The sequence below is a fragment of the Pseudomonas sp. GD04058 genome (assembly GCF_029836855.1).
GTDB lineage: Bacteria > Pseudomonadota > Gammaproteobacteria > Pseudomonadales > Pseudomonadaceae > Aquipseudomonas > Aquipseudomonas bharatica.
Map to the genome: position 1 here is coordinate 1 of NZ_JAOECN010000041.1, position 22,267 is coordinate 22,267.

20 protein-coding genes and 1 pseudogene are annotated in these 22,267 nt (G+C 64.6%); 4 read left to right on the forward strand and 17 right to left on the reverse strand.

Annotated elements, in window-relative coordinates; all coding sequences use genetic code 11:
* Positions 1–104: 104 nt before the first annotated feature.
* Genes aroE through N7650_RS23755 form a run of 5 tightly spaced genes read right to left on the reverse strand, consistent with a single transcriptional unit; the run spans position 105 to position 3,943 of the window.
* Entirely contained in the window at positions 105–923 is an 819-nt protein-coding gene (gene aroE, locus N7650_RS23735) for a shikimate dehydrogenase (RefSeq protein WP_279900266.1), read from the reverse strand.
* Positions 920–2,152 (reverse strand): CoA transferase, encoded by a 1,233-nt coding sequence (locus N7650_RS23740; protein ID WP_279900267.1) that lies wholly within the window; start codon positions 2,150–2,152, stop codon positions 920–922. The genes aroE and N7650_RS23740 overlap by 4 nt, the downstream gene beginning before the upstream one ends.
* Positions 2,149–2,604, reverse strand: a complete 456-nt coding sequence (locus tag N7650_RS23745) for a MaoC family dehydratase (RefSeq protein WP_064301441.1) — start codon at positions 2,602–2,604, stop codon at positions 2,149–2,151. The genes N7650_RS23740 and N7650_RS23745 overlap by 4 nt, the downstream gene beginning before the upstream one ends.
* On the reverse strand, positions 2,601–2,999 hold the full coding sequence (locus N7650_RS23750) for a VOC family protein (RefSeq protein WP_279900268.1): 399 nt from the start codon (positions 2,997–2,999) through the stop codon (positions 2,601–2,603). Before N7650_RS23750 ends, N7650_RS23745 begins: the two co-directional genes overlap by 4 nt.
* Entirely contained in the window at positions 2,996–3,943 is a 948-nt protein-coding gene (locus N7650_RS23755; protein WP_279900270.1) for a ketopantoate reductase family protein, read from the reverse strand. Before N7650_RS23755 ends, N7650_RS23750 begins: the two co-directional genes overlap by 4 nt.
* A gap of 93 nt (positions 3,944–4,036) precedes the next feature.
* Between N7650_RS23755 and N7650_RS23760 the strand changes: the two genes are divergently transcribed.
* Entirely contained in the window at positions 4,037–4,939 is a 903-nt protein-coding gene (locus tag N7650_RS23760) for a LysR family transcriptional regulator (RefSeq protein ID WP_279900271.1), read from the forward strand.
* A 68-nt stretch (positions 4,940–5,007) separates the two neighbouring features.
* On the opposite strand, the gene N7650_RS23765 is transcribed toward N7650_RS23760, so the two are convergent.
* Positions 5,008–5,367 carry a cupin domain-containing protein gene (locus N7650_RS23765; RefSeq protein WP_205884573.1) on the reverse strand — a complete coding sequence of 120 codons (360 nt, stop codon included), beginning with the start codon at positions 5,365–5,367 and terminating at the stop codon, positions 5,008–5,010.
* Positions 5,368–5,397: 30 nt separating this feature from the next.
* Positions 5,398–5,976 (reverse strand): annotated as a pseudogene (locus N7650_RS23770) (N-acetyltransferase); the annotation flags it as partial.
* 200 nt (positions 5,977–6,176) lie between these two features.
* Between N7650_RS23770 and N7650_RS23775 the strand changes: the two are divergent.
* Entirely contained in the window at positions 6,177–7,307 is a 1,131-nt protein-coding gene (locus tag N7650_RS23775) for a HAMP domain-containing sensor histidine kinase (RefSeq protein ID WP_037060070.1), read from the forward strand.
* A 68-nt stretch (positions 7,308–7,375) separates the two neighbouring features.
* On the opposite strand, the gene N7650_RS23780 is transcribed toward N7650_RS23775, so the two are convergent.
* Together N7650_RS23780 and N7650_RS23785 are read right to left on the reverse strand one after the other, a co-directional pair.
* Positions 7,376–7,801 (reverse strand): anti-virulence regulator CigR family protein, encoded by a 426-nt coding sequence (locus N7650_RS23780; RefSeq protein WP_279900272.1) that lies wholly within the window; start codon positions 7,799–7,801, stop codon positions 7,376–7,378.
* Between the two features lie 68 nt (positions 7,802–7,869).
* Entirely contained in the window at positions 7,870–8,412 is a 543-nt protein-coding gene (locus N7650_RS23785; protein WP_279900274.1) for a 2Fe-2S iron-sulfur cluster-binding protein, read from the reverse strand.
* 190 nt (positions 8,413–8,602) lie between these two features.
* On the opposite strand from N7650_RS23785, the gene N7650_RS23790 reads away from it, so the two are divergent.
* Entirely contained in the window at positions 8,603–9,232 is a 630-nt protein-coding gene (locus N7650_RS23790; protein WP_279900275.1) for a TetR/AcrR family transcriptional regulator, read from the forward strand.
* 38 nt (positions 9,233–9,270) lie between these two features.
* On the opposite strand, the gene N7650_RS23795 is transcribed toward N7650_RS23790, so the two are convergent.
* The 4 genes from N7650_RS23795 to N7650_RS23810 form a co-directional block, all read right to left on the reverse strand.
* A complete protein-coding gene (locus N7650_RS23795; RefSeq protein WP_279900276.1) occupies positions 9,271–10,497 on the reverse strand; it encodes a multidrug effflux MFS transporter in 1,227 nt (408 codons plus the stop codon).
* On the reverse strand, positions 10,494–13,616 hold the full coding sequence (locus tag N7650_RS23800; RefSeq protein ID WP_279900278.1) for an efflux RND transporter permease subunit: 3,123 nt from the start codon (positions 13,614–13,616) through the stop codon (positions 10,494–10,496). Before N7650_RS23800 ends, N7650_RS23795 begins: the two co-directional genes overlap by 4 nt.
* On the reverse strand, positions 13,613–14,719 hold the full coding sequence (locus N7650_RS23805) for an efflux RND transporter periplasmic adaptor subunit (protein ID WP_279900280.1): 1,107 nt from the start codon (positions 14,717–14,719) through the stop codon (positions 13,613–13,615). Before N7650_RS23805 ends, N7650_RS23800 begins: the two co-directional genes overlap by 4 nt.
* A 79-nt stretch (positions 14,720–14,798) precedes the next feature.
* Positions 14,799–15,401: a TetR/AcrR family transcriptional regulator gene (locus N7650_RS23810; RefSeq protein WP_240500590.1), complete on the reverse strand. Its 603-nt coding sequence runs from the start codon at positions 15,399–15,401 to the stop codon at positions 14,799–14,801.
* Between the two features lie 103 nt (positions 15,402–15,504).
* On the opposite strand from N7650_RS23810, the gene N7650_RS23815 reads away from it, so the two are divergent.
* Complete coding sequence (locus tag N7650_RS23815) at positions 15,505–16,983, forward strand: TolC family protein (protein ID WP_279900282.1); 1,479 nt, start codon at positions 15,505–15,507, stop codon at positions 16,981–16,983.
* A gap of 414 nt (positions 16,984–17,397) precedes the next feature.
* On the opposite strand, the gene N7650_RS23820 is transcribed toward N7650_RS23815, so the two are convergent.
* From N7650_RS23820 to N7650_RS23835, 4 genes are all read right to left on the reverse strand, one after another.
* Positions 17,398–19,251 (reverse strand): DUF1302 domain-containing protein, encoded by a 1,854-nt coding sequence (locus N7650_RS23820; protein WP_279900283.1) that lies wholly within the window; start codon positions 19,249–19,251, stop codon positions 17,398–17,400.
* A 183-nt stretch (positions 19,252–19,434) separates the two neighbouring features.
* Positions 19,435–20,619, reverse strand: a complete 1,185-nt coding sequence (locus N7650_RS23825; RefSeq protein WP_279900285.1) for an acetyl-CoA C-acyltransferase — start codon at positions 20,617–20,619, stop codon at positions 19,435–19,437.
* Between the two features lie 21 nt (positions 20,620–20,640).
* Complete coding sequence (locus N7650_RS23830) at positions 20,641–21,075, reverse strand: thioesterase family protein (protein ID WP_279900287.1); 435 nt, start codon at positions 21,073–21,075, stop codon at positions 20,641–20,643.
* Between the two features lie 2 nt (positions 21,076–21,077).
* Positions 21,078–22,241 (reverse strand): iron-containing alcohol dehydrogenase, encoded by a 1,164-nt coding sequence (locus tag N7650_RS23835; RefSeq protein ID WP_279900288.1) that lies wholly within the window; start codon positions 22,239–22,241, stop codon positions 21,078–21,080.
* Positions 22,242–22,267 lie beyond the last annotated feature (26 nt).

Sequence of the window (22,267 nt, forward strand, 5' to 3'; positions counted from 1 at the left end):
CAAGGACGCCGGAAAAGTCATGACAAGCACCTGCCAGCCCTGATGCGATCTACTGACGGAGCCTTCTTACCTCAAAAGGTGTGTAGATACCCATGCCCCTGAGCCTACTCCAGCGCAATGGTCAGTCGATCGATAACGACACGGGTATCGGGCCGCACCCCGCGCCACCAGGCAAAGGCCTCCGCCGCCTGCTCGACGAGCATGCCCACGCCGTCCGCCAGGCGGGCGACCCCTTCCTCGCGGGCCTGGCGCAGGAACGGGGTAAGCCCCTTGCCATACGCCAGCTCGTACGCCAACCGTGCCTCCCCGAGCACACCGCCAGGCAACGGCGGCAATTCACCGACCAGGCTTGCGGACGTGGCGTTGACCACGATATCGAAGGTTTGCCCCTGCAACGCTTCATAGCGACTGATGCGCAGCCGTGGGTGGTCGAGTTCGTTGCGCAGCGCCAGGGGCTTGGTCATGTCGCGGTTGGCCAGCACCAACTCGCCAGGCCCGGCTTGCAGGAAAGGCAACAACGCACCACGCACTGCGCCACCGGCGCCCAGTACCAGCACGCGTCGGTTGCGCAGCGGCTCACCAAGGTTTTCCTCGATATCGCGCAGCAGGCCGATACCATCGAAGTTCTCGGCGACGACAAGGCCATCCTCGAACTTCAAGGCATTGGCCGCACGGGCCAGTTGCGCACGCTCGCTGCGCCGCTCGGCCAGCTCGAAGGCCCGCAGCTTGAACGGCGCGGTGATGTTCATCCCCCGCCCGCCCTCGTCGCGAAACTGCTGCACCTGGGCCTCGAAATCCTCCAGCGATCCCTCGATCGCCCCGTACTCCAGCACCTGGCTACTGGCCTGGGCGAACAGGCCGTGAATCAGCGGTGACTTGGTGTGGTTGATCGGTCGGCCGATCACTGCATAGCGGTCGCTCATCGTGCATCTCCGTGGGTGAACAGGACACCGTCTGCCTGCATGGCGGTGATTTCTTCAGGGCTGAAGCCGAGCGCGGCGGCCACTTCGGCGTTGTGCTGGCCAAGGTCCGGGGCGACCTGGCGGACCGTGGTGTCGCAATCGGAAAAGCGGAACGGCAGGTTAGGCAGGCGCAACGTGCCGAAGCGCGGGTGCTGCTGCTCGATGACCATATTGCGCGCCTGGATCTGCGGGTCGGCCAGCACCTCGTCGATGCGCTGGACCTTGGCGCCGGGCACGTCGATGGCATCGAGCAGTGCCAGAATCCCGGCCACGGAGCGCGCGCCCACCCAGTCGCGCACCACCGCCAGAATCGCCTGGCGGTGCGCATTGCGGCCGCTCAGACTGTGGTAACGGCGGTCACTGGCGAAGCCTGCCGGGCCGCCGTTGGCTTCGAGCATGGCGGCAAAGCGCTGCCAGGCATCATCGACCTGGGCCGCGATCACCAGGTCGCCGTCGGCAGCGCGGAACACGCCATACAAGGTGGAAGTCGGCATGTCATGCCCGGTCTGCTCGGGCAGCACGGTGCCGTCCGACAAGGTGAAGCACTGCACGGCGTATTCATGCATCGACACCAGCGTGTCGTACAGGGCCATGTCGATGTGCTGGCCGCGGCCACTGCTCACCCTCCCCAGCAACGCCGCGTTGATCGCCGCGACCGCGTGGATGCCGGTGTACATGTCGCCCAGCGAAATCCGCAGCAACGGCGGTGCTTCCCCCGGCACGCCGACCATCTGCATGATCCCGCTCTTGGCTTCGGCAATCAGTCCGAAGCCGGCGCGATGGGCATCCGGCCCGGTGTGGCCGTAGGCGGAAATCGAGCAGTACACCAGGCGCGGGTTGCGCGCCGACAGTTCGGCGTAGCCCAGCCCAAGCTTGTCCAGGGCACCAGGGCGATAGTTCTCGATGAACACGTCGGCCGAATCGGTCAGGCGCTGCATGAAGACCTTGCCGCGTGGGTCCTTCATGTTCACGCTAACGCCCTGCTTGCCCATGTTCAGTTGCAGGAAGTAGCCACTCTGCTGGTCGTCCAGGGTGAAGGCGTGCTGGCGACCGGCGTCGCCGCTCCCCGGCCGTTCGACCTTGATCACCTCGGCGCCCAGCGCCGCCAGGCACCGCCCGACATAGGGACCGGCGAGGAAGTGGCTGTAGTCGATAACGCGGATTCCCGCCAAAGGCAGTGCCTGGCTCATGCTTGCGCCCTCCTTGGCACCATCAGCCGGTGCTCGCCGCGCTGCACGACTTCGCCGTGCTGATTGATCAGTTCCGACGGCAACACCACGATGCCCCACCCCGGCCGACTGTTGCTCGGGCGCATCGCGCCCACGCGCATGCGCACGTGCAGCACATCGTTGACCTTGATCGGCAGGACGAAGTCCCAGGTCCAGCCCAGCGACATGCCCGGCACGAAGCGGTACTCGCATTGGGTTTTCAGGCCGTCGGCAATCGACAGGCCGAACAGCCCGTGGGCGACCAGGCAGCCAAAGTGGCTGGCGTTGGCGTAGGCCTCATCGACATGCACCGGGGTGTGGTCGCCGGTCAGGTCGGCGTAGGCCATGATGCGCTCGCGGGTCACGGTGTAGGTGGGGCTGATGCATTCGTCGCCTTCGCGGGCATCGTCCCAGTATTTTTCCACCACCTTCATGCCTCTACCTCCGCACGTGGGTCGATGGCCAGTGCCTGGGCCACGCACCCGGCCGGCCGCGCCTGGATGAATTCCACCGCCAGGCCGTCAGGCAGGCGCAGCCAGTTGCGGCCCTGGGGCATTTCGCTGACAGCGAAGCGTCGAGCCGCCGCCAGTGCGGCCTCAAGGTCCTCGCACATGATGCCCAGGTGCGCCATGCGCCCTTCCGGCCCGGCAAAGTCCGGCTGGTGAATGAACTGAAGGCCTCCAAGGGTCCAGTACTGCGCCGGCTGCTCGGGATCACCCTGCACTTCACGCATGGTCATGCCGCACACCTCGCTGAAAAAGCGGATGTGCCAGTGGATGTCACGCACCCAGAAGGCGACGTGTTCGAGGTAGGCTTTCGGCTGGCTCATGAATTGCCCTCTTTCTGGTGATCGGCCATTGCGCGTTCGATGCCCTTGATGCAGGCCACCAAGGTGGCGTTGACCGGGGTGGCGATGCCATGACGCTCGCCCCAGCGCACGACGGCGCCATTGATGAAGTCGATTTCGGTGACCGAGCCTTTTTCCAGGCTCTGCAACATCGAGGTACTGAAGCTTGCCGGCAGACCTTCGGCCGCCAGTTGCCAGGCGGCGTCGGGGCTGTTCAGGCTCAGGCGGACACCGGCACGTTCGGCCACGGCGATGGCTTCGGCCACCGCCGCCCTGGCGGTGTGCGCCAGCAACGGCTCGGCGTACAACTGGCCGTAATTGAGCATGGTGATGCCGCTGAGTGCGCCGGTGGCGACATTCACCAGCAGCTTGTCCCACATGGTGCCGAGGATGTTGTCGCTGACCGTGGTGGCCAGTCCGGCACCGTTGAAGGCCTCGGCGATCGCTTGCACGCGCGGGGTCGATTGCCCGTCGAGTTCCCCGATATAGGTGTGCTTGCCCGCCACCCCGGCACGAACGCAACCCGGCGCCAGCAAGACACCACCGACATAGGTCTTGCCAGCCAGCACCCGCTCCCGGCCCACCGCTTCGGCCAGGATGTCCTCGTGCCCCAGGCCGTTCTGCAGCGACAGCACCAGCGTCTGCGGCCCCAGCAAGGCCGTGGCCCCGGCGATCGCCTCGGCGGTGTGGAACGACTTCACCAGTACCACGACCAGGTCGGCTACACCGACGTCGTTGGCGTCGGTGGTCGCATTGACCCGTACCTGGCGCTCACCGCGCTCGTCATGCACCTGCAGCCCGTTCGCGTTCATGGCGTCGACGTGCGCGCGGCTACGGTTGATCAGCCAGGTGTCGTGCCCGGCCTCGCTCAACGCTGCGCCGATGGCACAGCCCAGGGCGCCGGCACCCAGAATGCAGATTTTCAAATCGCAGACCTCCTGTGGTTTGCGACTACCTTATGCAGCGACGATTATTTGAGCTATACAATGGCGCCAATACCGCTATTGGGATTTGCAATAATGACAACACTGGCGCCCCTGCCGGACCCCAAGCTGCTGCAGTTGTTCGAAGTGCTGTACCAATGCCGCAGCGTGACCCGCGCCGCCGAGCAGCTCGGACAGAGCCAGCCGACCATCAGCATCTGGCTAGCACGCCTGCGCGAGCAGTTGAACGACCCGTTGTTCGTGCGTACTCCGGGTGGCATGGCCCCTACCCCGCGGGCCGACCAGTTGATCGGGCCGTGCCGCGAAGTGCTCGAATCCATGCGCCGGCTGACCACCTGGGAGCCGCAGTTCATTCCGGCCAGCGCGCAGCGGCGCTTTCGCCTGTGTGTCAGTGACGCCAGCCATATCACCTTGCTGCCAAGCCTCCTCAACCACCTGCGCAGCCATGCGCCGGGCATCCGCCTGGAGGCGGCGCGGATCGACGGCAACACCGAAAGCGCGCTGGAATCCGGCGAGGCGGACCTGGCCATCGGCTTCGTGCCTTCCCTGGGTGGAGGGATGTACCAGCAGGTGCTGTTCGAGCAGGACTGGGTGTGCCTGAGCAATCCGCAACACCCACGCCTGCGCAAGGGCATGAACCTGGCGCGCTACCGCGCCGAGGGGCATGTGCAGGTCAGTTCCGGCACCGGGCAGAAGCTGCTGGAGGCAGGGCTGGCACGGGCTGGCATCGAGCGGCGGATCATGCTCGAGCTACCGGGGTTTCTCGGGCTGGGGATGATCATCGGGACGGCCGACCTGCTGGCCACCTTGCCGCGGCATATCGGGCAGACCCTGGCCGACATGCATGGGCTGCGGGTGCATGATTGCCCGTTCGAAGTGGAGGGGTTCACGGTCAAGCAGCACTGGCACGCCCGCTACCACCAGGACACCGGGAACCGCTGGCTGAGAGAGGTCGTTCGTGGGTTGTTCCAGGCATGAAGCCTGCGCAAGAGCATCGAGCGCTGCTATCGGGCAAGCAGGCAAAGCGCTCCTGCTCAGCGCTCGATCTAGTTCGCGGGCAAGAGGATCACGAAATTCTTTTTCATGTCTTCCAGCACGGTCCATTTGCCCTTGGCGCCCGGTTCGATAATGAAGGTGTCGCCGGCGGCCAGTGTGACGGGGGCACAACCCTCGAGTTCGATGACACAGCATCCACTCAGGACATGGCAGAACTCCCAGACCTTATAGTCGATGCGCCACGCTCCGGTACTGGCTTGCCATTCTCCGGAAATGCGACCGTGCTGTTCATCGTGATAGTACTTCGACGTCAATGTATGGGGGGTGCCTTCAACGACCTCTTCAAAAAAGGGAAGGTCGCGCACCGGTTGGATTTCCAGATCGCGGAACACGGTTAGTGTCTTCTTCATGTTCATGGTTTTTTCTCGGGCTTCGTGGTTAGGGCGATACATCAAATAGGCTTCACCGGTTACGCCCAGCATCGGGTGCGGAACGATCTGGCAGGTTTTGACAATCCGGAACCCGTGACGCTCGTAGAAGCGGCGCGCACCGTGGTTTTCTGCATAATCGATCAGGCATAGCCCATCCAGGCCAGCGTCCTCGGCGCGTTGCTGGGCGTGGCGAAGAAACTGGACGCCCAGCCCCTGGCTGCGCCAGGCCTCATCCAGGGCCAGGCTGGATATATACAAGGTGCCGGGTATTTCCATGTCGGAATAAGGGGCGAGGACCGGGTCTGTCTCGACCGACCTGTCTGGGATCTCGCGCAAGGCATAGCTATGCATCATGCCGATGACACGCCCTTCGAAAGTGGCCATCAGGCAGTTCTTGTAGGAAAAGTCGCCCTGCTCCCTGGCATAGCGAGACGCACCGACATCCAGCAAGGCTTCTCCAGGCGCGGCAAGCTTGCTCCATATGTAATCGGCCATGCCTTCCGATGTCAGTTGAAAGAAGCGCGCAATGTCGTGCGCGTCCGAGGCTTGAGCGGGTCTGAAGTCGACGCGCATGTACGGTGCGCCCATGGGATCGGGTGGTTGGTTTTCAAGGATTACGCCTTGCCGGGGTGGCAGGGTAGGCGGTTTGAAGGATGACCATCATGCTCCGGGCGAACACTGTCGGCACCGTGTGCGACGTTGCCCGATGCTCAAACGGGCGTGGTGATCCAATGACATGTGGGCTAGGCTTTTCGGGCGCCTTTCTCAAGAACAGGGGTCGCCCTTCCATGAGATTGTTTGATTTCATCGAAAACGACATGGAGATGATTCTCCAGGCGTGGGAGAACTACGCTCGCTCGGTTGAAACAGAGCTGCCGAAGCTGGACTCGATCGGCTTGCGAGATCATGCCGAAATGATGCTGCACACGGTGGTCGCCGATATGCGAACCGCACAAACCAGGCACCAGCAAGCCGAGAAGGCCCAGGGAAGAGGCCCTACGAGTTCAAGCGATACCGCCGCGCAGACCCACGCAGTCGCGCGCTTGATAGCCGGGTTTTCCATGGATCAGCTGGTGTCCGAATACAGGGCGTTGCGCGCAAGCGTATTGGCGCTCTGGCTGGAGCAGGAGACGTTCGCAGACCCGCATCGGGTCCAGGACATGATCAGGTTCAACGAGGCAATCGACCAGGCGCTGGCAGAGTCGATCGCGGCCTATGGAGCGGCCGTCGAATCAACCCGGAAAACGGTGCTGGCAGTGCTAGGCCATGATCTGCGCTCCCCGTTGGGCGCGATCCTCATGGCTGGCGAGTTGATCCAGCGGCAACAGGGGCTGGATGAGAAAGGCATGGATCTGGCGGCGCAGGTCTGTGTCAGCGCGCGCCGCGCAGACGCCTTGATCAGGGACCTGCTGGATCTGGCTCGCTGCAACCTGGGTAGCGGTATTCCAGTGGACCTGCAGAGCGCAGAGTTGAACCCGATCTGCCGCGCTGCGATTGCCGAGCTACGCACCGGATCTCCGCATGCCAGCATCGTTCTCGATGAGCAGGCCCATATAACCGGCCGGTTCGATCCGGAGCGCCTCTCCCAGGTGTTCACCAACCTGATTGGCAACGCCCTTCGGCATGGCGACTCCACCGCCCCGATCAAGGTCACCATAGCCGAGGCACAGGGCGTTGCGCGGGTCAGCATTCATAACGAGGGAGAGCCTATTGCACCCGAGGTGATGCCCTATATCTTCAAACCTGAAGGTCGATATTCAAGCTATTCGGCCGGTGAGCGAGGCTCTGCGGCGGGGCTCGGCCTGGGCCTGTTCATCGCGGCGGAGATCGTCGCAGGGCACGGCGGAAGGATCGAAGTGGAATCGACCGAACAGGACGGCACCCTTTTCGCGGTGATTTTGCCTTCTCCCGCCAAGTGATCGCACCTCGTCACCCGCTGCAGCCTGGGCGACGGGTGCGCCACTTTTCCCCGGCAGGGCTGGCGACCTCAATCCAGCACGTTATGCAGCACCTCGTAGATGACACCCGAGGCGATGGCCACCAGCAACAGGTCGGTGCCAGCCTGCTGCCACTCATAGCCCTCATAGTGAGGAAGTCGTCCCACCAGCCTGCCGTCCAGCTTCCTGGCGATCCCAGGCGGAAGCGGCTTGCCACGTGCCAGGTTTTTCTGGATCCCTGGCGGTAGCGCGGAGCCCGGGTTCCAGTAGGCACGATTGTCGTTAAGTATGACCCGCACCCCGCCCAAGTCGATGGCAGGCCCTCCCTGCCAGTCGCTGCCGTTGCCTTGATGCCCCTGGTTGCCGTGTTGACCACCCTTGTCGTGGCCTTTTCCTTTTCCGGGGTCTGCCAGCAGCATCGGGCTTATCCCCATTACCAACGAGAGCGCTACGGCGAGATTCAATCTGGTTCCCATGCGGGCATCCTCCAATCAGCTATCCAGACAGAGCCTAGCCAATCGCGCTGCCAGCGCAACGCGGCGACTCACAACAGCACTTCAATATCGCCCGTGGGAAAGGCCACGCAGGAATAAATCCAGCCGAAATCGCGGTCGGACGTGCGCAGGCGCGCCTCCTGGGGGTTGAACACGCTGCCCGCCACCAGCTTGACCCGGCACAGGCTGCACTCGCCGGAGCGGCACGCGTTCTCGGCAAAGTAGCCATTGCGCTCCAGGGCGTTGAGCAGCGGCTCGCCGACCTTGCTGCGGAACCTGCCCCTGCCCTGCACGGTGATCTGCACCTCGTCGTCCAGGCTCACGCCTTCCGGCCAGCCATGCTGCTCGTCCGGCGCCTTGGGCGCACCGTTGGCCTCGACGCGAATGCGCCTGCGGGCCACGCCCAGCTCGCCCAGCAGGCTGATGCAATTGTCGTTGAACGAGGTCGGGCCGCAGATGTAGAACATCCGGTTGCCGATCTCGCCCAGCAGTTCCTGGAACATGCTCCGGTTCAGGCGGCCGCTGCGGCCGGCGTAGCCGGCGGGAGGCCGCGAGATGCCGGCGCCAATCACCACGGCGTCGTAGTGCTTCATGCTTCACCTCGAACTTATCAGCGCTTAGTTTAATTGCAAAAAAAGGCTCCGGACGGTCGCACCGTGAAGGCATGGGCGTACCACGGGAGCAATGTTAACGATGCTAAGATCTGATCTTAGCATCGTCAAGATACTTTCGAATGCTAAGATCACGGCGCTTCGAAACCCACAGGATCAAGGCCTCCTCCACATGACCAAGTCTCCCCAGCGAGCCCGCGACACCTACCACGTAGGCAACCTCGCGCCGCAGCTTCTCGACGCCGCGCGACAAATGCTCGAAGAAGTGGGACCGACCAAACTGTCGCTTCGCGCGGTATCGGAGCGGGTTGGCGTGAGCTCGACGGCCGCCTATTACCACTACGCCAACCGCGCCGAACTGATTGCCCATCTGGCAGCCCAGGGGTTTCGCGAGCTGGGAATGGCGCTGCGCAAGGGCGATCAGGGCCAGGCTGGCCTGCAGAAACTGCGTGAGGCCAGCCTGGCCTATTTCAGCTTCGCCCGCGCCAACCCGGCGCTCTATCAGTTGATGTTCGGGCCGGAGCTGGGCGGCGACGCAATGCCGGTGCAATACCGTGAAGCCCGGGACGAAGCCTTCGGCGAACTCAAGCGCATCATTGCCGAAATCCTCCGGCAGGACATCGACAGCGCCGACGTCCGCCGCGCCGCCCTGGCAGGCTGGTCGTACACCCACGGGCTGGCTTCGCTGGTGATCCACGGCGTGTTGCAATTCCCCGCCGACATCACTGACGCGCGCTTCGTCGACAGCACCCTGCTGGGCTTCGAACACCTGTTCAGGTCCGGGGATGCAGGCCGTGCCTGACCGGGCCTTTTGCCCCCTTTGACCTCGGCGTTGCGAGGTTAACCGCGTCTACTCGAAAAGAACGTCACCAGTGCCACCGCGCACACCGTCGCCTGGATAGCCCCCAGGGTCAGCACCGGCGGGTATTCGAGTACCGATCCCAGCCAGGTGGTGATCGCCGCGGCGCCCATGGTCAAGAAGCCGAGCAACGCGGACGCCAGGCCCGCTTCCTTGCCGAACGGGCTCATGGTGATGGCGGTGCCCAATGGGTTTGCTAGGCCCATGCCCCAGAGAAAAATCACCATCGAGAGCGAGTACCAGCCCAGGCCGGGGTTCTTCGGCCCGATAAGCAACAGGGCCCCGGCCAGCAGCGCCGTGGCGAGCCCCAGGGTGGTGATCGTTCGGCTGCCAAAACGATGGGCCAGTCGCGGGGCCGCCAGGCCGGCAGCGAAGACGACGAAAACGGTGGCGGCGAAGTAGAGACCCGCTTGCAACGAAGACAGGCCCATCCCGCTCATCAAGATGGCCGGCGCGGCGGCGAACGAGGCAAACAGACCGCTCATCAACAAGCTCACCGAGGCGGCGGGAAGGATGAACCTGCCATCACGGAGCAGCCTGCCATAGGCGGACACCACGCTCGCTGCCGATAGCGCCGTGCGGCGCCCAGGTGGCAAGGTTTCGCCAAGGCTGCGGGCGTAGAACCAGGCGATCAGGACGGCGGCTGCCCCGACCATCACGAAGATCGCCCGCCATCCCATGGCGGTGGTCAACAGGCTGCCAAGCAACGGTGAAAATCCGGGGGCCGCGGCAGTCGCGATCATCGTCAGCGACAACGCACGCCCCAGGGTCTCGCCGTCGAACAGATCGCGGGCAATGGCCCGCGCCAGCACGGCTGCGGCGCACACCCCCAACGCCTGTATGACACGCCCGGCAATCAGCACATCCAGGGTGCCGGCAACGCCTGCGACCATTGTGCCGATCACGAACAGGGCCAGCCCTCCCAACACGAATCCCTTGCGCCCGTAGTGGTCCGCCAGCGGCCCCACCAGCAATTGCGCGAACGCGAAGGTGATGAAGAAACTGGAGAGGGTCAGCCCCAATTCACGGGAAGAAACGCCTAGCTCCTGGCCGATTTCCGGGAACGCAGGAAGGATGATGTTGGTAGACAGCACGCTGATCGCCGACAGACACGCCAGCAAGGCGACGAGCCTGCCCGTCAGTATGGGGCTGCCCCTGGGAGGCGCCAGCCCATCCAGCGCTACGGACTGGTTCTGCAGATCGGTCATTGCACACTCCTCGTTTCACTGTACGTGCGTCGTTCGGCTTCGGGCTTGCGCTTCGGCGGCGTGATGTCGCGGCCGATCCTGAACCAGATGGAGTACATCGCGGGCAGGAACACCAGGGTCATGATGGTGCCGACGAATGTCCCGCCGATCAGGGTGTAGGCCAGCGTGCCCCAGAACACCGAATGGGTTAGCGGAATGAACGCGAGGATGGCCGCCAGCGCGGTCAGCAGGACGGGCCTGGCCCGCTGTACCGTAGCCTCCACCACGGCATTGAACGGGTCGAGCCCGTCGCGTTGGTTGTGGTGGATCTGCCCGATCAGGATCAGCGTGTTGCGCATCAGAATGCCCGACAGCGCGATCAGGCCCACCAGGGCATTGATGCCGAACGGTTGCTGGAACAGCAGCAGAACGGGCACCACCCCGATCAACCCCAGCGGCGAGGTAAGGAACACCATGACCATGGCCGAGATCGAGCGTACCTGCACGATGATGATCAGCAGCGTCAGGGCGATCATGATCGGCAGCAGCGGCAGGATCGCCCGGCTGGCCTTGCCCGACTCCTCGATGGAGCCGGCCATTTCGATACGGTAGCCGGCCGGCAAGGTCGCGATGATCGGTTGCAACGCTTTCCAGATCGCCGCAGACACGTCTGGCGGCTGCAGCGCTTCGGCAATATCGCCCCGTACGGTGATGGCAGGCGTGCGGTCACGGCGGCGCAGGATGGGATCTTCCATGCGCACATCGACTTCGCCGACCTGCGAGAGCGGTATGCGCTGGCCAGCCGAGCCGACCAGGGTGAAGCCTTCGATCTTCGCGGGATCAAGGCGAATCGCCCCGGCCGCGCGACCGACCACCTGCACCGAGCGGATGTCCTCGCGCACCGAGGTGATCGGCACACCGCTGAGCAGGAATTGCAATTGTTGCGCGACCGCACTGGACGTCAGGCCCACCGCCTGCAGGCGATCCTGGTCCAGCGAAAAATGCAGCGTCGGTACCAACGGGCCCCAGTCGGCGTTCACCGTGCGCATCATCGGGCTGGCCTGCAGAACCTCCTCCACGCGCGCAGCGATCTGGCGCAACTGCACAGGGTCGGGCCCCATCACCCGATACGCCACCGGGTAAGGCGAATACGGGCCGAACACCAACTGCGTGACGCGCACCCTGGCCTCGGGCGCCAGCCCTTGCGCGGCGGCTTCGCGCAGACGCAACTTGAGGGCTTCGCGGGCCTCGGGGCTGCCTGTCAGCACCACGATCTTGGCAAACGACGGATCGGGCAGTTCAGGTGCCATGGCCAGGAAAAAGCGCGGCGGGCCCTGGCCGATGTACGAGGTGACGATCCTGGCTTCTTCTTGCTCGCGCAGCCAGGATTCGACCTTGATGGCGGTGGCGGTGGTCTGTTCGATGGAGGTGCCGTAGGGCATCTGCAACTCGACCAGCACCTCGGAGCGGTCGGAGGTCGGAAAGAACTGTTTCTTCACCAGCCCCATGCCGAGCACGGCCATGACAAACAGGCCGATGACCGCAGCCGCCACCAGCCATTTATGGGCGATGACCTGCGCCAGCAGGGTGCGAAAACGGTTGTAGTGGCGGGTGTTGTAGATAGCCCCATGGCCGCCTTCGACCCGTTTGATGTTCGGCAACAGCTTCACGCCCAGGTACGGGGTAAACGCCACCGCCACTATCCAGGAGGCGATCAGGGCAATGCCGACGATCCAGAACATGTTGCTGGTGTATTCACCCGCCGTGGACTGCGCGAATCCGTTGGGCATGAAGCCGATGGCGGTGACCAGGGTCCCGGAAAGCATCGGCGCGGCGGTATGGCTCCAAGCGTAGGCCGACGCCTTGAAGCGGTCGTAGCCCTCCTCCATTTTCACCACCATCATTTCGATGGCGATGATGGCATCGTCTACCAACAGGCCCAGGGCAAGAATCAGTGAACCCAGGGTGATGCGGTCAAAATTCTTGCCGGTGGCCGCCATCACCACGAACACGACGGCCAGCGTCAAGGGCACGGCCGCGGCAACCACCACACCCACGCGCCAGCCCATGCTGAGGAAGCACACCAGCATCACCACCAGCAGCGCGACAAAGAACTTGACCATGAACTCATCGACCGACGAGGTGATGTTGACGGCCTGATCCGTGACCTTGGCCAGGGTCATACCCAGGGGCATGGCCTCGTTGATACTCGCCGTCTCGGCGTCCAGCGCTGCGCCGAGATCGAGGCCGTTCCAACCCTCGCGCATCACCACGCCCAGCAGCAATGCCGGTTCGCCGCCGTTGCGAACCAGGAAGGTGGCCGGGTCTTCATAACCGCGCTCCACGGTTGCCACGTCGGAAAGCTTCAGCGTGCGCCCTTGCACGGCAATCGGGGTTTCACGGATCTTCGCCAGTTCGTCGAAGGCGCCATCCAGGCGCACCACCACCTGCGGCCCGCTGGTTTCGACCGCTCCGGCGGGGGTCAGCGCGTTCTGGCTGTTGAGCGCAGCGAAGATGTCCTGCGGCGTCACCCCCAGCGTTGCCAGGCGATCATGGGAGAAGGAGACGAAAATCCGCTCGGCTTGCTCGCCGATGATGCTGACCTTCTTGACCCCCGGCACGTGCAACAAGCGCTGGCGCAGCGACTCGGCGTCACGCACCAGTTGCCTCTGCGGTTCGCCCTTGGCCTTGAGCGCATAAAGCGCGAAGGTCACATCCGAGAACTCATCGTTGATCATCGGCCCGATCACTCCCGCCGGCAGCGCCCTGGCTTCATCGCCGAGCTTCTTGCGCGCCTGGTAGAACTCCTCCTGGACTGCCGACGGCGGCGTTCTGTCGAGCAGCGACACCAGGGTGATCGCCAGCCCCGCACGGGTGAAGGTTTCACTGCGGTCATACCAGCGCAGCTCCTGCATGCGCTTTTCCAGCGGTTCGGCGACCTGATCCTGCATTTCCTGGGCGGTAGCGCCTGGCCAGGCGGTGATGATGGTCATCTGCTTGACGGTAAAGGGCGGGTCTTCCGCCCGGCCGAGCTTGAAGAACGCCAGCGTCCCGGCCGCTGCGATCAACAGGATCAGGAACAGCGTGATGGAACCCTCGCGCACGGCAAGGGCCGACAGGTTGAAACGCTGCTGGCTCATGGCTGGACCCCGGCGACCGATGTCCCAGCCATTTGCGCCAACAGCACCGCTTCGCCTTCACGCAGCAGGTGCGCGCCCAGCGCCACCACCTGTTCGCCTGCGTCGAGGTTGCCGGTGACACGCGCCGCATCATCACTGATGCCCAACACCCGCACAGGCCGCCAGGAGACCTTCGCCGGCTCTCCGGCGATCACCCAGACGCCGGTGCCGCTACCCGGATCGTAAAGCGCGGCGATGGGCACTTGCAGTACCTGGTCTACGGTTTTTTCCTTGGCGATGTTCAGGGTAATGGTCGAACCGAGCGGCGCGTTCGCCAGCGCACCGTCGAGCACATACCTGGCTTCGAACGTGCGGGTGGTGCCGTCAGCGGCCTCGGAGAGCAAACGCAGCCTGGCGGTAACCGCGGGGCCGCTGTTGCCATACAGGATCGCCTGGGCAGTGGAGCCCGGCACCGGGCGCAAGGTTTCGGGAAGGTGCACGACGGCTTCGCGCTGCCCGGCGCGTGCCAGTTGCACCACCGGTTGCCCGGCACTGACCACCTGGCCGGGCTCGGCCAGGGTGTCCATCACCACGCCGTCGGCATCGGCCAACAGTACCGCGTAGCCGGTGGCATTACGCGCCACATCCGCCTGGGCTTGCGCCGCGCTGAGCTGGGCCTTCGCCGCGTCGGCGGCGGCCTTGATCCGATCGTAGGTCGATGCCGATACGGCACCTTCCGCAACCAGACCGCGATAACGGGCCTCGTCATCGGCCGTCTGGCTGGCTCTCGCCCGGGCGGCCACCACGGCCTCCTGCTGCGCGCGCGCCTGCAGTTGCAGGTCGACAGGATCGATGCGCATCAGCGGCTGGCCGCGCCTGACCGTCTCCCCGGTGTCGACCAGGCGCTCGAGCACCTTGCCCGAAACGCGAAAACCCAGATCGCTCTGGGTCCGTGCGACAACCACGCCGGTGAACGAACGGGGCGCATCGACTGCTCGCTCGACCGCCGCCGTCCTGACCACGGGCGGCTTTGTACGGGCGTCTTTGCTGACGGAGGGGTCGCCGCACGCCACCAGGACGAAAGGCAGTACGCAAACGGCGAAAGCAGCTGGCTTGAGGCGCATGGGGTTCCGGGCTCATGGACTATGCAAGAACCCCATTCTTTTTCTAGTGACCAATATTGTCAATAGTCACTAGCGATGTCTATGGCGCCAGGCTGCGCAATATCAGTGCCGGCAAATGCGCCGCAGCCTCCGAAACGGTGTCGAGGTTGTACTGCAATTGAGCGGCGTTCACGTAGGGGCGCAGGATCAGGAAGATCGCGTTGGCAGCCTCGTCCAGCGGTGTCTTGCGCTCGAATTCACCCGCCTCGCGGCCATCGACCAGGATCTGCTGGATGATCGCGCGGATACGCAGCTCGTGTGCCTGCACCGACGGCCATTGATCACGGGAGGCAACCGCCGCGATGTCATAGAGCTTGCGGTCATGGAAGAACAGATCGCTGCCGGCCTCGGAAATCGAGCGGAACAGACGCCTCAGCTTCTCCGAAGCCGTCGGTGCCTGGTCGATCGCGGCGTTGACGATTTCCATGATCATGGCCAGGCGGTTCGAGCAGATCACCTCGCCAATGGCCTGCTTGGAGTCGAAGAACTTGTAGATGTAGGCCTTGGAAAAGCCGATCGCCTTGGCCAGGTCGGAGACGGTGGTCTTCTCGTAACCGTAATGCCCGAAATGCCGGGTGGCCGCCTCGATGACCTGGTCGCGGACATCATGGTCCTGGGGGCCACGCGTGGAAGGTGTACTCATGTTTTCATTCATTCTTGCAGCTTAGCTCCTCGGTGAGCCGATTGACAGCAAGTGACCAATCTATAATATGGTCACACCTTATATCTCGCTTGAGAGTAACGCCATGCCTCCCTTCCGTATTCTTGCTCTCGTGGTAAGCACCAGCGTGGTTGCAGGTTGCGCGGTCGGTCCGGACTATCAGCCAGCGGACCCTCCCCTGCCCGGCAGGTATCTCGGCCAGTCCGCCGTCGAGCAACGCTCAGCGACTGGACACGCCGATTTTGCTCGATGGTGGGACGGTTTTGGCGACCCCTTGCTAAGCAGCCTGGTCACCCAGGCTCTGGAGCAAAGCCTTGATATAGCACAGGCTCAGGCCCGACTTTCCCAGGCTCGTGCCGGCCTCGGCGCGGCCAACGCCGCGCTGCTGCCCTCCGCCACTGTCCAGGGACAAGCCGCACGCGCCTACCAGTCGGTGGAAACCCCACTGGGCAGGGTGCTGGATTCAACACCGGGCTATGACCGCTATGGTAATAGCTATGAGGCCAACCTCGAAGCGAGTTGGGAGCTGGATGTATTCGGCGGCCTGCGCCGTGACCGGGAGGCAGCCCGGGCCGAATACCAGGCATCCGAGGCTGGCGTGAGCGCCACCCGGCTGGCCATCGCCGCACAAACCGCGGACATCTACACCACCATTCGCGGCTTGCAGGCCCGCCTCGACATCGCCGAGCGGCAGGTCAAGACCCAGGAGGACTTGCTGACCAAGGTTCGCCTGCTGCACAGCAGAGGCCTCGCCGCCGAGTACCAGATCCATCAGACCGAGGGCGAGCTGTCGCAGGTTCGGGCAAGCGTACCGGTGCTGCAGTCCAGGCTGGATGCTGCCATGAACGCGCTCGATGTGATACTCGGCACGCCAGCCGGTACGCATCGTGAGGCGTTGGTTGCAGCCGGGGCGATTCCACGCGCACCCCAGGTTTCGGACATCGGCTCGCCGGCCGATCTGCTGCGCCGACGCCCCGACCTCATCGCGGCCGAACGGCGGCTCAAGGCCGCCAATGCGCGGATCGGCGTTGCAGTCAGCGAGTACTACCCCAGGTTTTCCCTGGGTGCGCTGATCGGCAGCGCCACCACCTCCGGCGGCCATCTGTTCGGCGGCGGCGCCAGCCAGTCGGCGGGGCTGCTGGGACTGCGCTGGAGGCTGTTCGACTTCGGCCGGATAAATGCCGAGATCGACCAGGCCAAGGGACAGCAGGCGCAAGCGCTCGCAGCCTATGCACAATCGGTGCTGCGAGCCGGTGAAGACGTCGAGAACGCATTCTCGGCACTGGTCAATCGGGAAGCCCAGGCAGCAACGCTGGCCGCAGGCGAAACCTCGCTGGACAGCGCCAGGCGATCAGCATTCACCGCCTACCAGAACGGTACTGCCAGCCTGATCGAAGTGCTCAATGCCGACCAGACGCTGCTGCGAGCATCTGACGCGCGGGCTCAGGCGCAAGCGGCGTCGGCACGGGCTGCCATCGCCGTCTTTCGTGCATTGGGCGGTGGCTGGAGCGCGGGGCATCTGGTGGCCACTAGGCGCACGCCGGAAGATCTTCAGCGCCCTTGAGATCGAGCGCCGCCCGCGCGGCGCATCGCTGGCAAGCCAGCTCCCACATTTGTCGCAACGTGCCATGGCCTGTGAGATCTCCGTTGCCAGCCTTTGGATGTTCGGCGATCTACTGCGGGGAGGCTGTTGGGCTCGACGTGGTATCGCGTCGTCCGAACAAGGCGGTCAACCATGGCCTGACAGGCATAGGCACGTTGCAACAAATGTGGGAGCTGGCTTGCCAGCGATGCGCCGCGCGGGCGGCGCTCGATCTCAAGGACGCCGGAAAAGCCATGACGAGCACCTGCCAGCCCTGATGCGATCTACTGACGGGCCTTCTTACCTCAAAATATGTGCAGATCCCCATGCCCATCGCTGGCAAGCCAGCTCCCACAAGGATCGTGCCCACCGTTGAACCTGCGCTGCTGAGTTGCACTAGAAATTGGCCCCCACGCTGAACGCGACATAATCACGGTCACCGCGGACGCCATAATCACCGTCGAGGTAATCGGTGTAGACAAGGCTCGCCCGGTACTGGCCGGCCAACGAGACATCGATACCCAGGCTGATCGAGCGCGAACCTTCGTTGAACGCCGAGCCGTCGGCAGGGGCGTAGCCTTTCACGTCGTGGGCCCAGGCCAGGCTGGGGCGGATATCCAGGCCCGACACCAGTCCCGGGTAGCTCCAGGTAGCGCGCAGCCGATAGCCCCAGGAAAACGGCGTGACAAAGCCTTCGCCGTTGCAATCGCCAGGGCTTTTCGAGATCGCCAGGCACAGGTCGTTGTCGGCCAGTTCGCCATTGCCGTAGGCGCCGGAGCGGCCGTAGCGCGGCCCGAAACGCCCCTCCAGCCCGCCGACCCAGGTGGCCCCCACTTCGCCCATCAGCACCAGTTGGTTGGCACCCATGACCTGGCCGAGCGCCTGTACCGCCGAAACCTGGGCCTGGGTCACCTCCTTGCGCCGGTAACCGTCGTACGCCGTAGTGTCGGTCGGCGGGCGCAGGCCGTCGGCGTTCAGCGGGCTGCGCCCGGGGGCGTTGAGCAAGGATTGCAACACGTCGTTGCCATTGAGCTGGACCGGCACATTCGGCCGGTAGCTGAGCTCCCCTTGAACGGCGACGCCACTGCGCAGGGTGGTGGCAAAGGTCAGGCCGTACAGGCGGATATCCTCGGGGTATTGCGCCCGGTATTGCGCGGTGCCCATGCGCAGTGCGCCGACCAGGGTCTGCCCGCTACCCGAGGCCAGGAACGCGCCGCAGTTGGCCAACGCCACACCGACATTGGCGCAGAGCTCGCCGGCAAAACCGCCGTTGGCGTAGTAACGGCTGCTGACCGTGCCCAGGTAGGGAGTACGGCTGTGGTAGTTGGCGGCGAACAGGCCAAGTTCGGTGTCCAGGTGCTCGACGTACCAGTGCAGCGACAGTCCCCATTGGCCGCCGTCGCGAGCATTCTCGTCGCTGCCGCGGGGCACGCGCACGCCCTCCTCCGTCAGCGTCACGCCGAAGGCTGCCAGGGCCTGCGAAACCAGCGGATTGGTCACCATCTGCCCGCCGACATCCAGCCCCTGGCAACCCTCGGGCATGAAGTCGTTGCCGGAGAAGAAGGTGGCGCAGTTGTCCAGCCGGGACTGGTCCCAGTCAAGCTGGTAGAAGGCGTCCAGCGATAGCGCCTGGTTAAGATTCTGGGTGACGTACACCAGGTTGACCGGGACCAGGGCGTCTTTCACCTCGGCACCGGGGCGGCGCAGTGCAGCCTGGTTGAACGGGTTGATCACGTTCAGCCCGCCCTGGATGAACAGGCTCTCCCCCCAGTTGACCACCTGCCTGCCCAGGCGCAGCGAGCCGGGTTCGCCATGGATGTCGTAGAGGCCATAGGCAAAGGCATCGAGCAGTTCCGCGCCCGCGGTTTTCGCCGAGATCTGGCGATTGCGGTCGTCGATGTCCACTGCCCGCTGGCTGTGGTCACGCTGCGCGGTGTCGTACCAGTAGGTGCCGCGCAGGAACACACCGAGGTTGTCCCGGCTAAGTTCCAGGTCATGGGTGCCTTTGAAAATGACGGAGAACACGTCGCCGGCGCGGTAGTTGCGCCGCCCGTCATTGCCATTGGCAGCCTGCAACTGCTGTTTGTCGGGGTTGGCGGTGCTGACGGTGGCGCCCATGGAGAGCGCCGAATCGAAGTGCCCCTGCAGGGTAGCGAATTCGAACTGCGCCCCGGTGACCGGGGTAGCAAGCAGGCAGCACAGGGCCGCCAGCGGCGCACGGCGCCGGCAGAAAACAAGGATTGCGCTCACACTTGACCTCTTATTGTTTTATTAGAGAGGAAAATGATGGGTTCAGCGCGGACGCGCCGGCCGCACAGGCCGGCGGTGTCGGTGAGGAGAAGTATCAGGGAGGTGCAACGGCGCTCACAAATAGCGTCTTCGGATCAATGCCATGCCGATTCGTTATGGCTCGGCATAGGTTCAAAGCTGCGCTCAAAGCACCTCGAACAACGCGGCAGCGCCCATGCCGCCGCCGACGCACATGCTCACTACCACATAGCGCACCTTGCGCCGGCGGCCTTCGAGCAAGGCATGCCCGACCATGCGCGCTCCGCTCATGCCGTAGGGGTGCCCGATCGCGATGGCCCCGCCATTGACGTTGAGGCGGGCCGGATCGATACCCAGGTGTTGTGCGCAATACAGCACCTGGCAGGCGAAGGCTTCGTTGATCTCCCACAGGCCGATGTCCTCGACCCGCAGCCCATGCCGCGCCAGCAGGCGCGGTATCGCCAGCACCGGGCCGATGCCCATTTCCTCCGGCGCCAGGCCGACGACCGCCATGCCCCGGTAGAGTCCCAGCGGCTGGCACCCTGCGCGGGCCGCCCGGGCGCCACTCATCAGCACGCAGGCACTCGCACCGTCGGATAACTGGCTGGCGTTGCCGGCGGTCACGCATCCACCTTCTATCACCGGTTGCAGTGCCTCGAGATCTTCCAGGCGGGTCTGCGGTCGGTTGCCCTCGTCCCGGGCCAGATGCACGCTTTCGCGACTTTCATGGCCGGTGGCCTTGTCGACGACCCTGCGCTGCGCCGTGACCGGCACGATCTCGTCGGCGAACAGCCCGGCCGCCTGAGCGGCGGCCGTACGTTGCTGCGATAGCAAGGCGTAACGGTCCTGTGCCTGGCGATCGATACCGTAGCGCCTGGCAATATGTTCGGCGGTTTGCAGCATGGGCATATAGGCGTGCTCGCACAGGCGCCGGACCGTGGCGTCCTGGGCAGCGTTGGCGGCCTGCATGTGCGCCTGTTGCACCAGGCTGATCTGCTCCTGGCCGGCGCCGACCACCACCTGCATGCCCTCCCCGCGGATCTGCTGGGCGCCGATGGTGATGGCCATCAAGCCCGAGGCGCACTGCCGGTCGATGGTCTGCCCTGCCACCGACAGCGGCAGGCCGGCCGCCAGGGCGGACAGGCGCGCCGGGTTGATCGCGGCGGTACCGCTTTGCATGGCGGTGCCCAGCACCAGGTCCTCGATTTCCGCGGGTTCGATGCCCGCGCGCTCGACCGCAGCGCGGATGGCAATGGCACTCATGCTCGGCGTGGTGAGGTCGTTGAAGGCGCCGCGCCAGGCCTTGGCGATTGGCGTACGCGCGGTGGATACGATGACGGCGTCTTGCATGGAACGCTTCTCCTTGGACAGTCAGGCCGGCAACAGGCGCTCGTAGGCGCTGCGCAGCCGGGCGGGAATGGCGACCGGGCGGTTGTCGCGCCGATCGACGAAAACATGGGTGAACCGGCCGGCCGCGCAGGCTTGCACTGCGCCCTCGGCGAACACCGCCAGGGCGTACTGCACCGAACTATGGCCCAGGCGCTCGACGGCGATGCCGACCTCGATACGCTGCGGAAAGGCCACGGCAGCGAAATAGTCGCAGGCAGACCCGGCCACGTAGGCCACCACCGGGTCGCGATGGATATCCAGGCCAGCCTGCTCGATCAGCCAGGTGTTCACGGCCGTGTCGAAAAAGCCGTAATAAACGACGTTGTTCACATGCCCATACAGGTCGTTGTCGTGCCAGCGCGTGGTGATCGGCTGGAAATAACGGTAGGCGCCGCGCAGCGCGCGTTTCCTGGCCATGTTCAGAACGCCGCCTGGTAGAGCGCCAGGGCATCGGCGACGGCCACCTTGCGTGGGTTGTTGACCAGCAAGCGTTGCTGTTGCAGCGCATCCTCGGCCAGCAGCGCCAGGCTGTGTCGCGGCACGCCGACATCACGCAACCGGCTGGGCAGCCCGCAGCGGGGTACCAGTTGTTCCAGCTCGTCGATGAACTGGTTGCACAGCTCGTGCGGGTCGCCGGGCACCAAGCGCTCGCCCAGCAATGCCGGGGCCAGCGCAGCGTAATCGGCGAATGCCTCGCGGCGGTTGAAGCGCAGCACATGGGGCAGCATCAGTGCGTTGGCCAGGCCATGGGGCACGTGGTAACGCGCGCCCAACGGATACGCCAGCGCATGCACCGCCGCCACAGGGGCATTGGCGAACGCCTGGCCGGCCAGGCAGGCGCCCAGCAACATGGCCTGGCGCGCCTCCAGGTTGCCACCGTTGTGCACCGCCTGATGGATGTTGCCCGCCAACAGCGCCAGGGCTTCACGGGCCAGCAGGCTGGACAGCGGATTGCGTTTGAACTGGCTGGTGGTGGCTTCGATGGCATGGACCATGGCGTCGATCCCCGTCGCGGCGGTGCTGGCCGGGGGCAGGCCCAGCGTACGCTCGGCATCGAGCAGGGCCAGGTCGGGCAGCAACAGCGGTGAAATCACCGCCATCTTGGCAGCCTCGCCGGTGGTGATCACAGCGATGGGCGTCACCTCCGAACCTGTCCCGGCAGTGGTCGGTACCTGGATCAGCGGCAGGCGCTGGCCCTTGGCCTGATTGATCCCGTACACCCCGTCCAGGGTCTGGTCGCAGTCGGGATGGGCCAGCAGCGCCACCAGCTTGGCCACATCCATGGAACTGCCACCGCCGAAACCGACGATCAGCTCCGCGCCGATATGCCGGGCACGGGCCACGGCGGCCAGCACGCAGGCATGGCCGGGGTCGGCGTTGACCTCGCTGAAGATCGCCACGCTCAGGCGCGCCTGGGTGAACCCCGGCAACAGATCATCGAGCATGCCCAGGCTGACGATTCCCGGGTCGGTCACGATCAGTACGCGGCGCACGCCGCGCTGCTGGCACAGCTGCGCCAGGCGCCCGGCGGCGCCGGGCTCGCACAGCAGATGGGCGGTGGTGCTGAAGCTGAAAGGCTGCATGTTCGGGTTCCTCTTGTTCTTGTAGG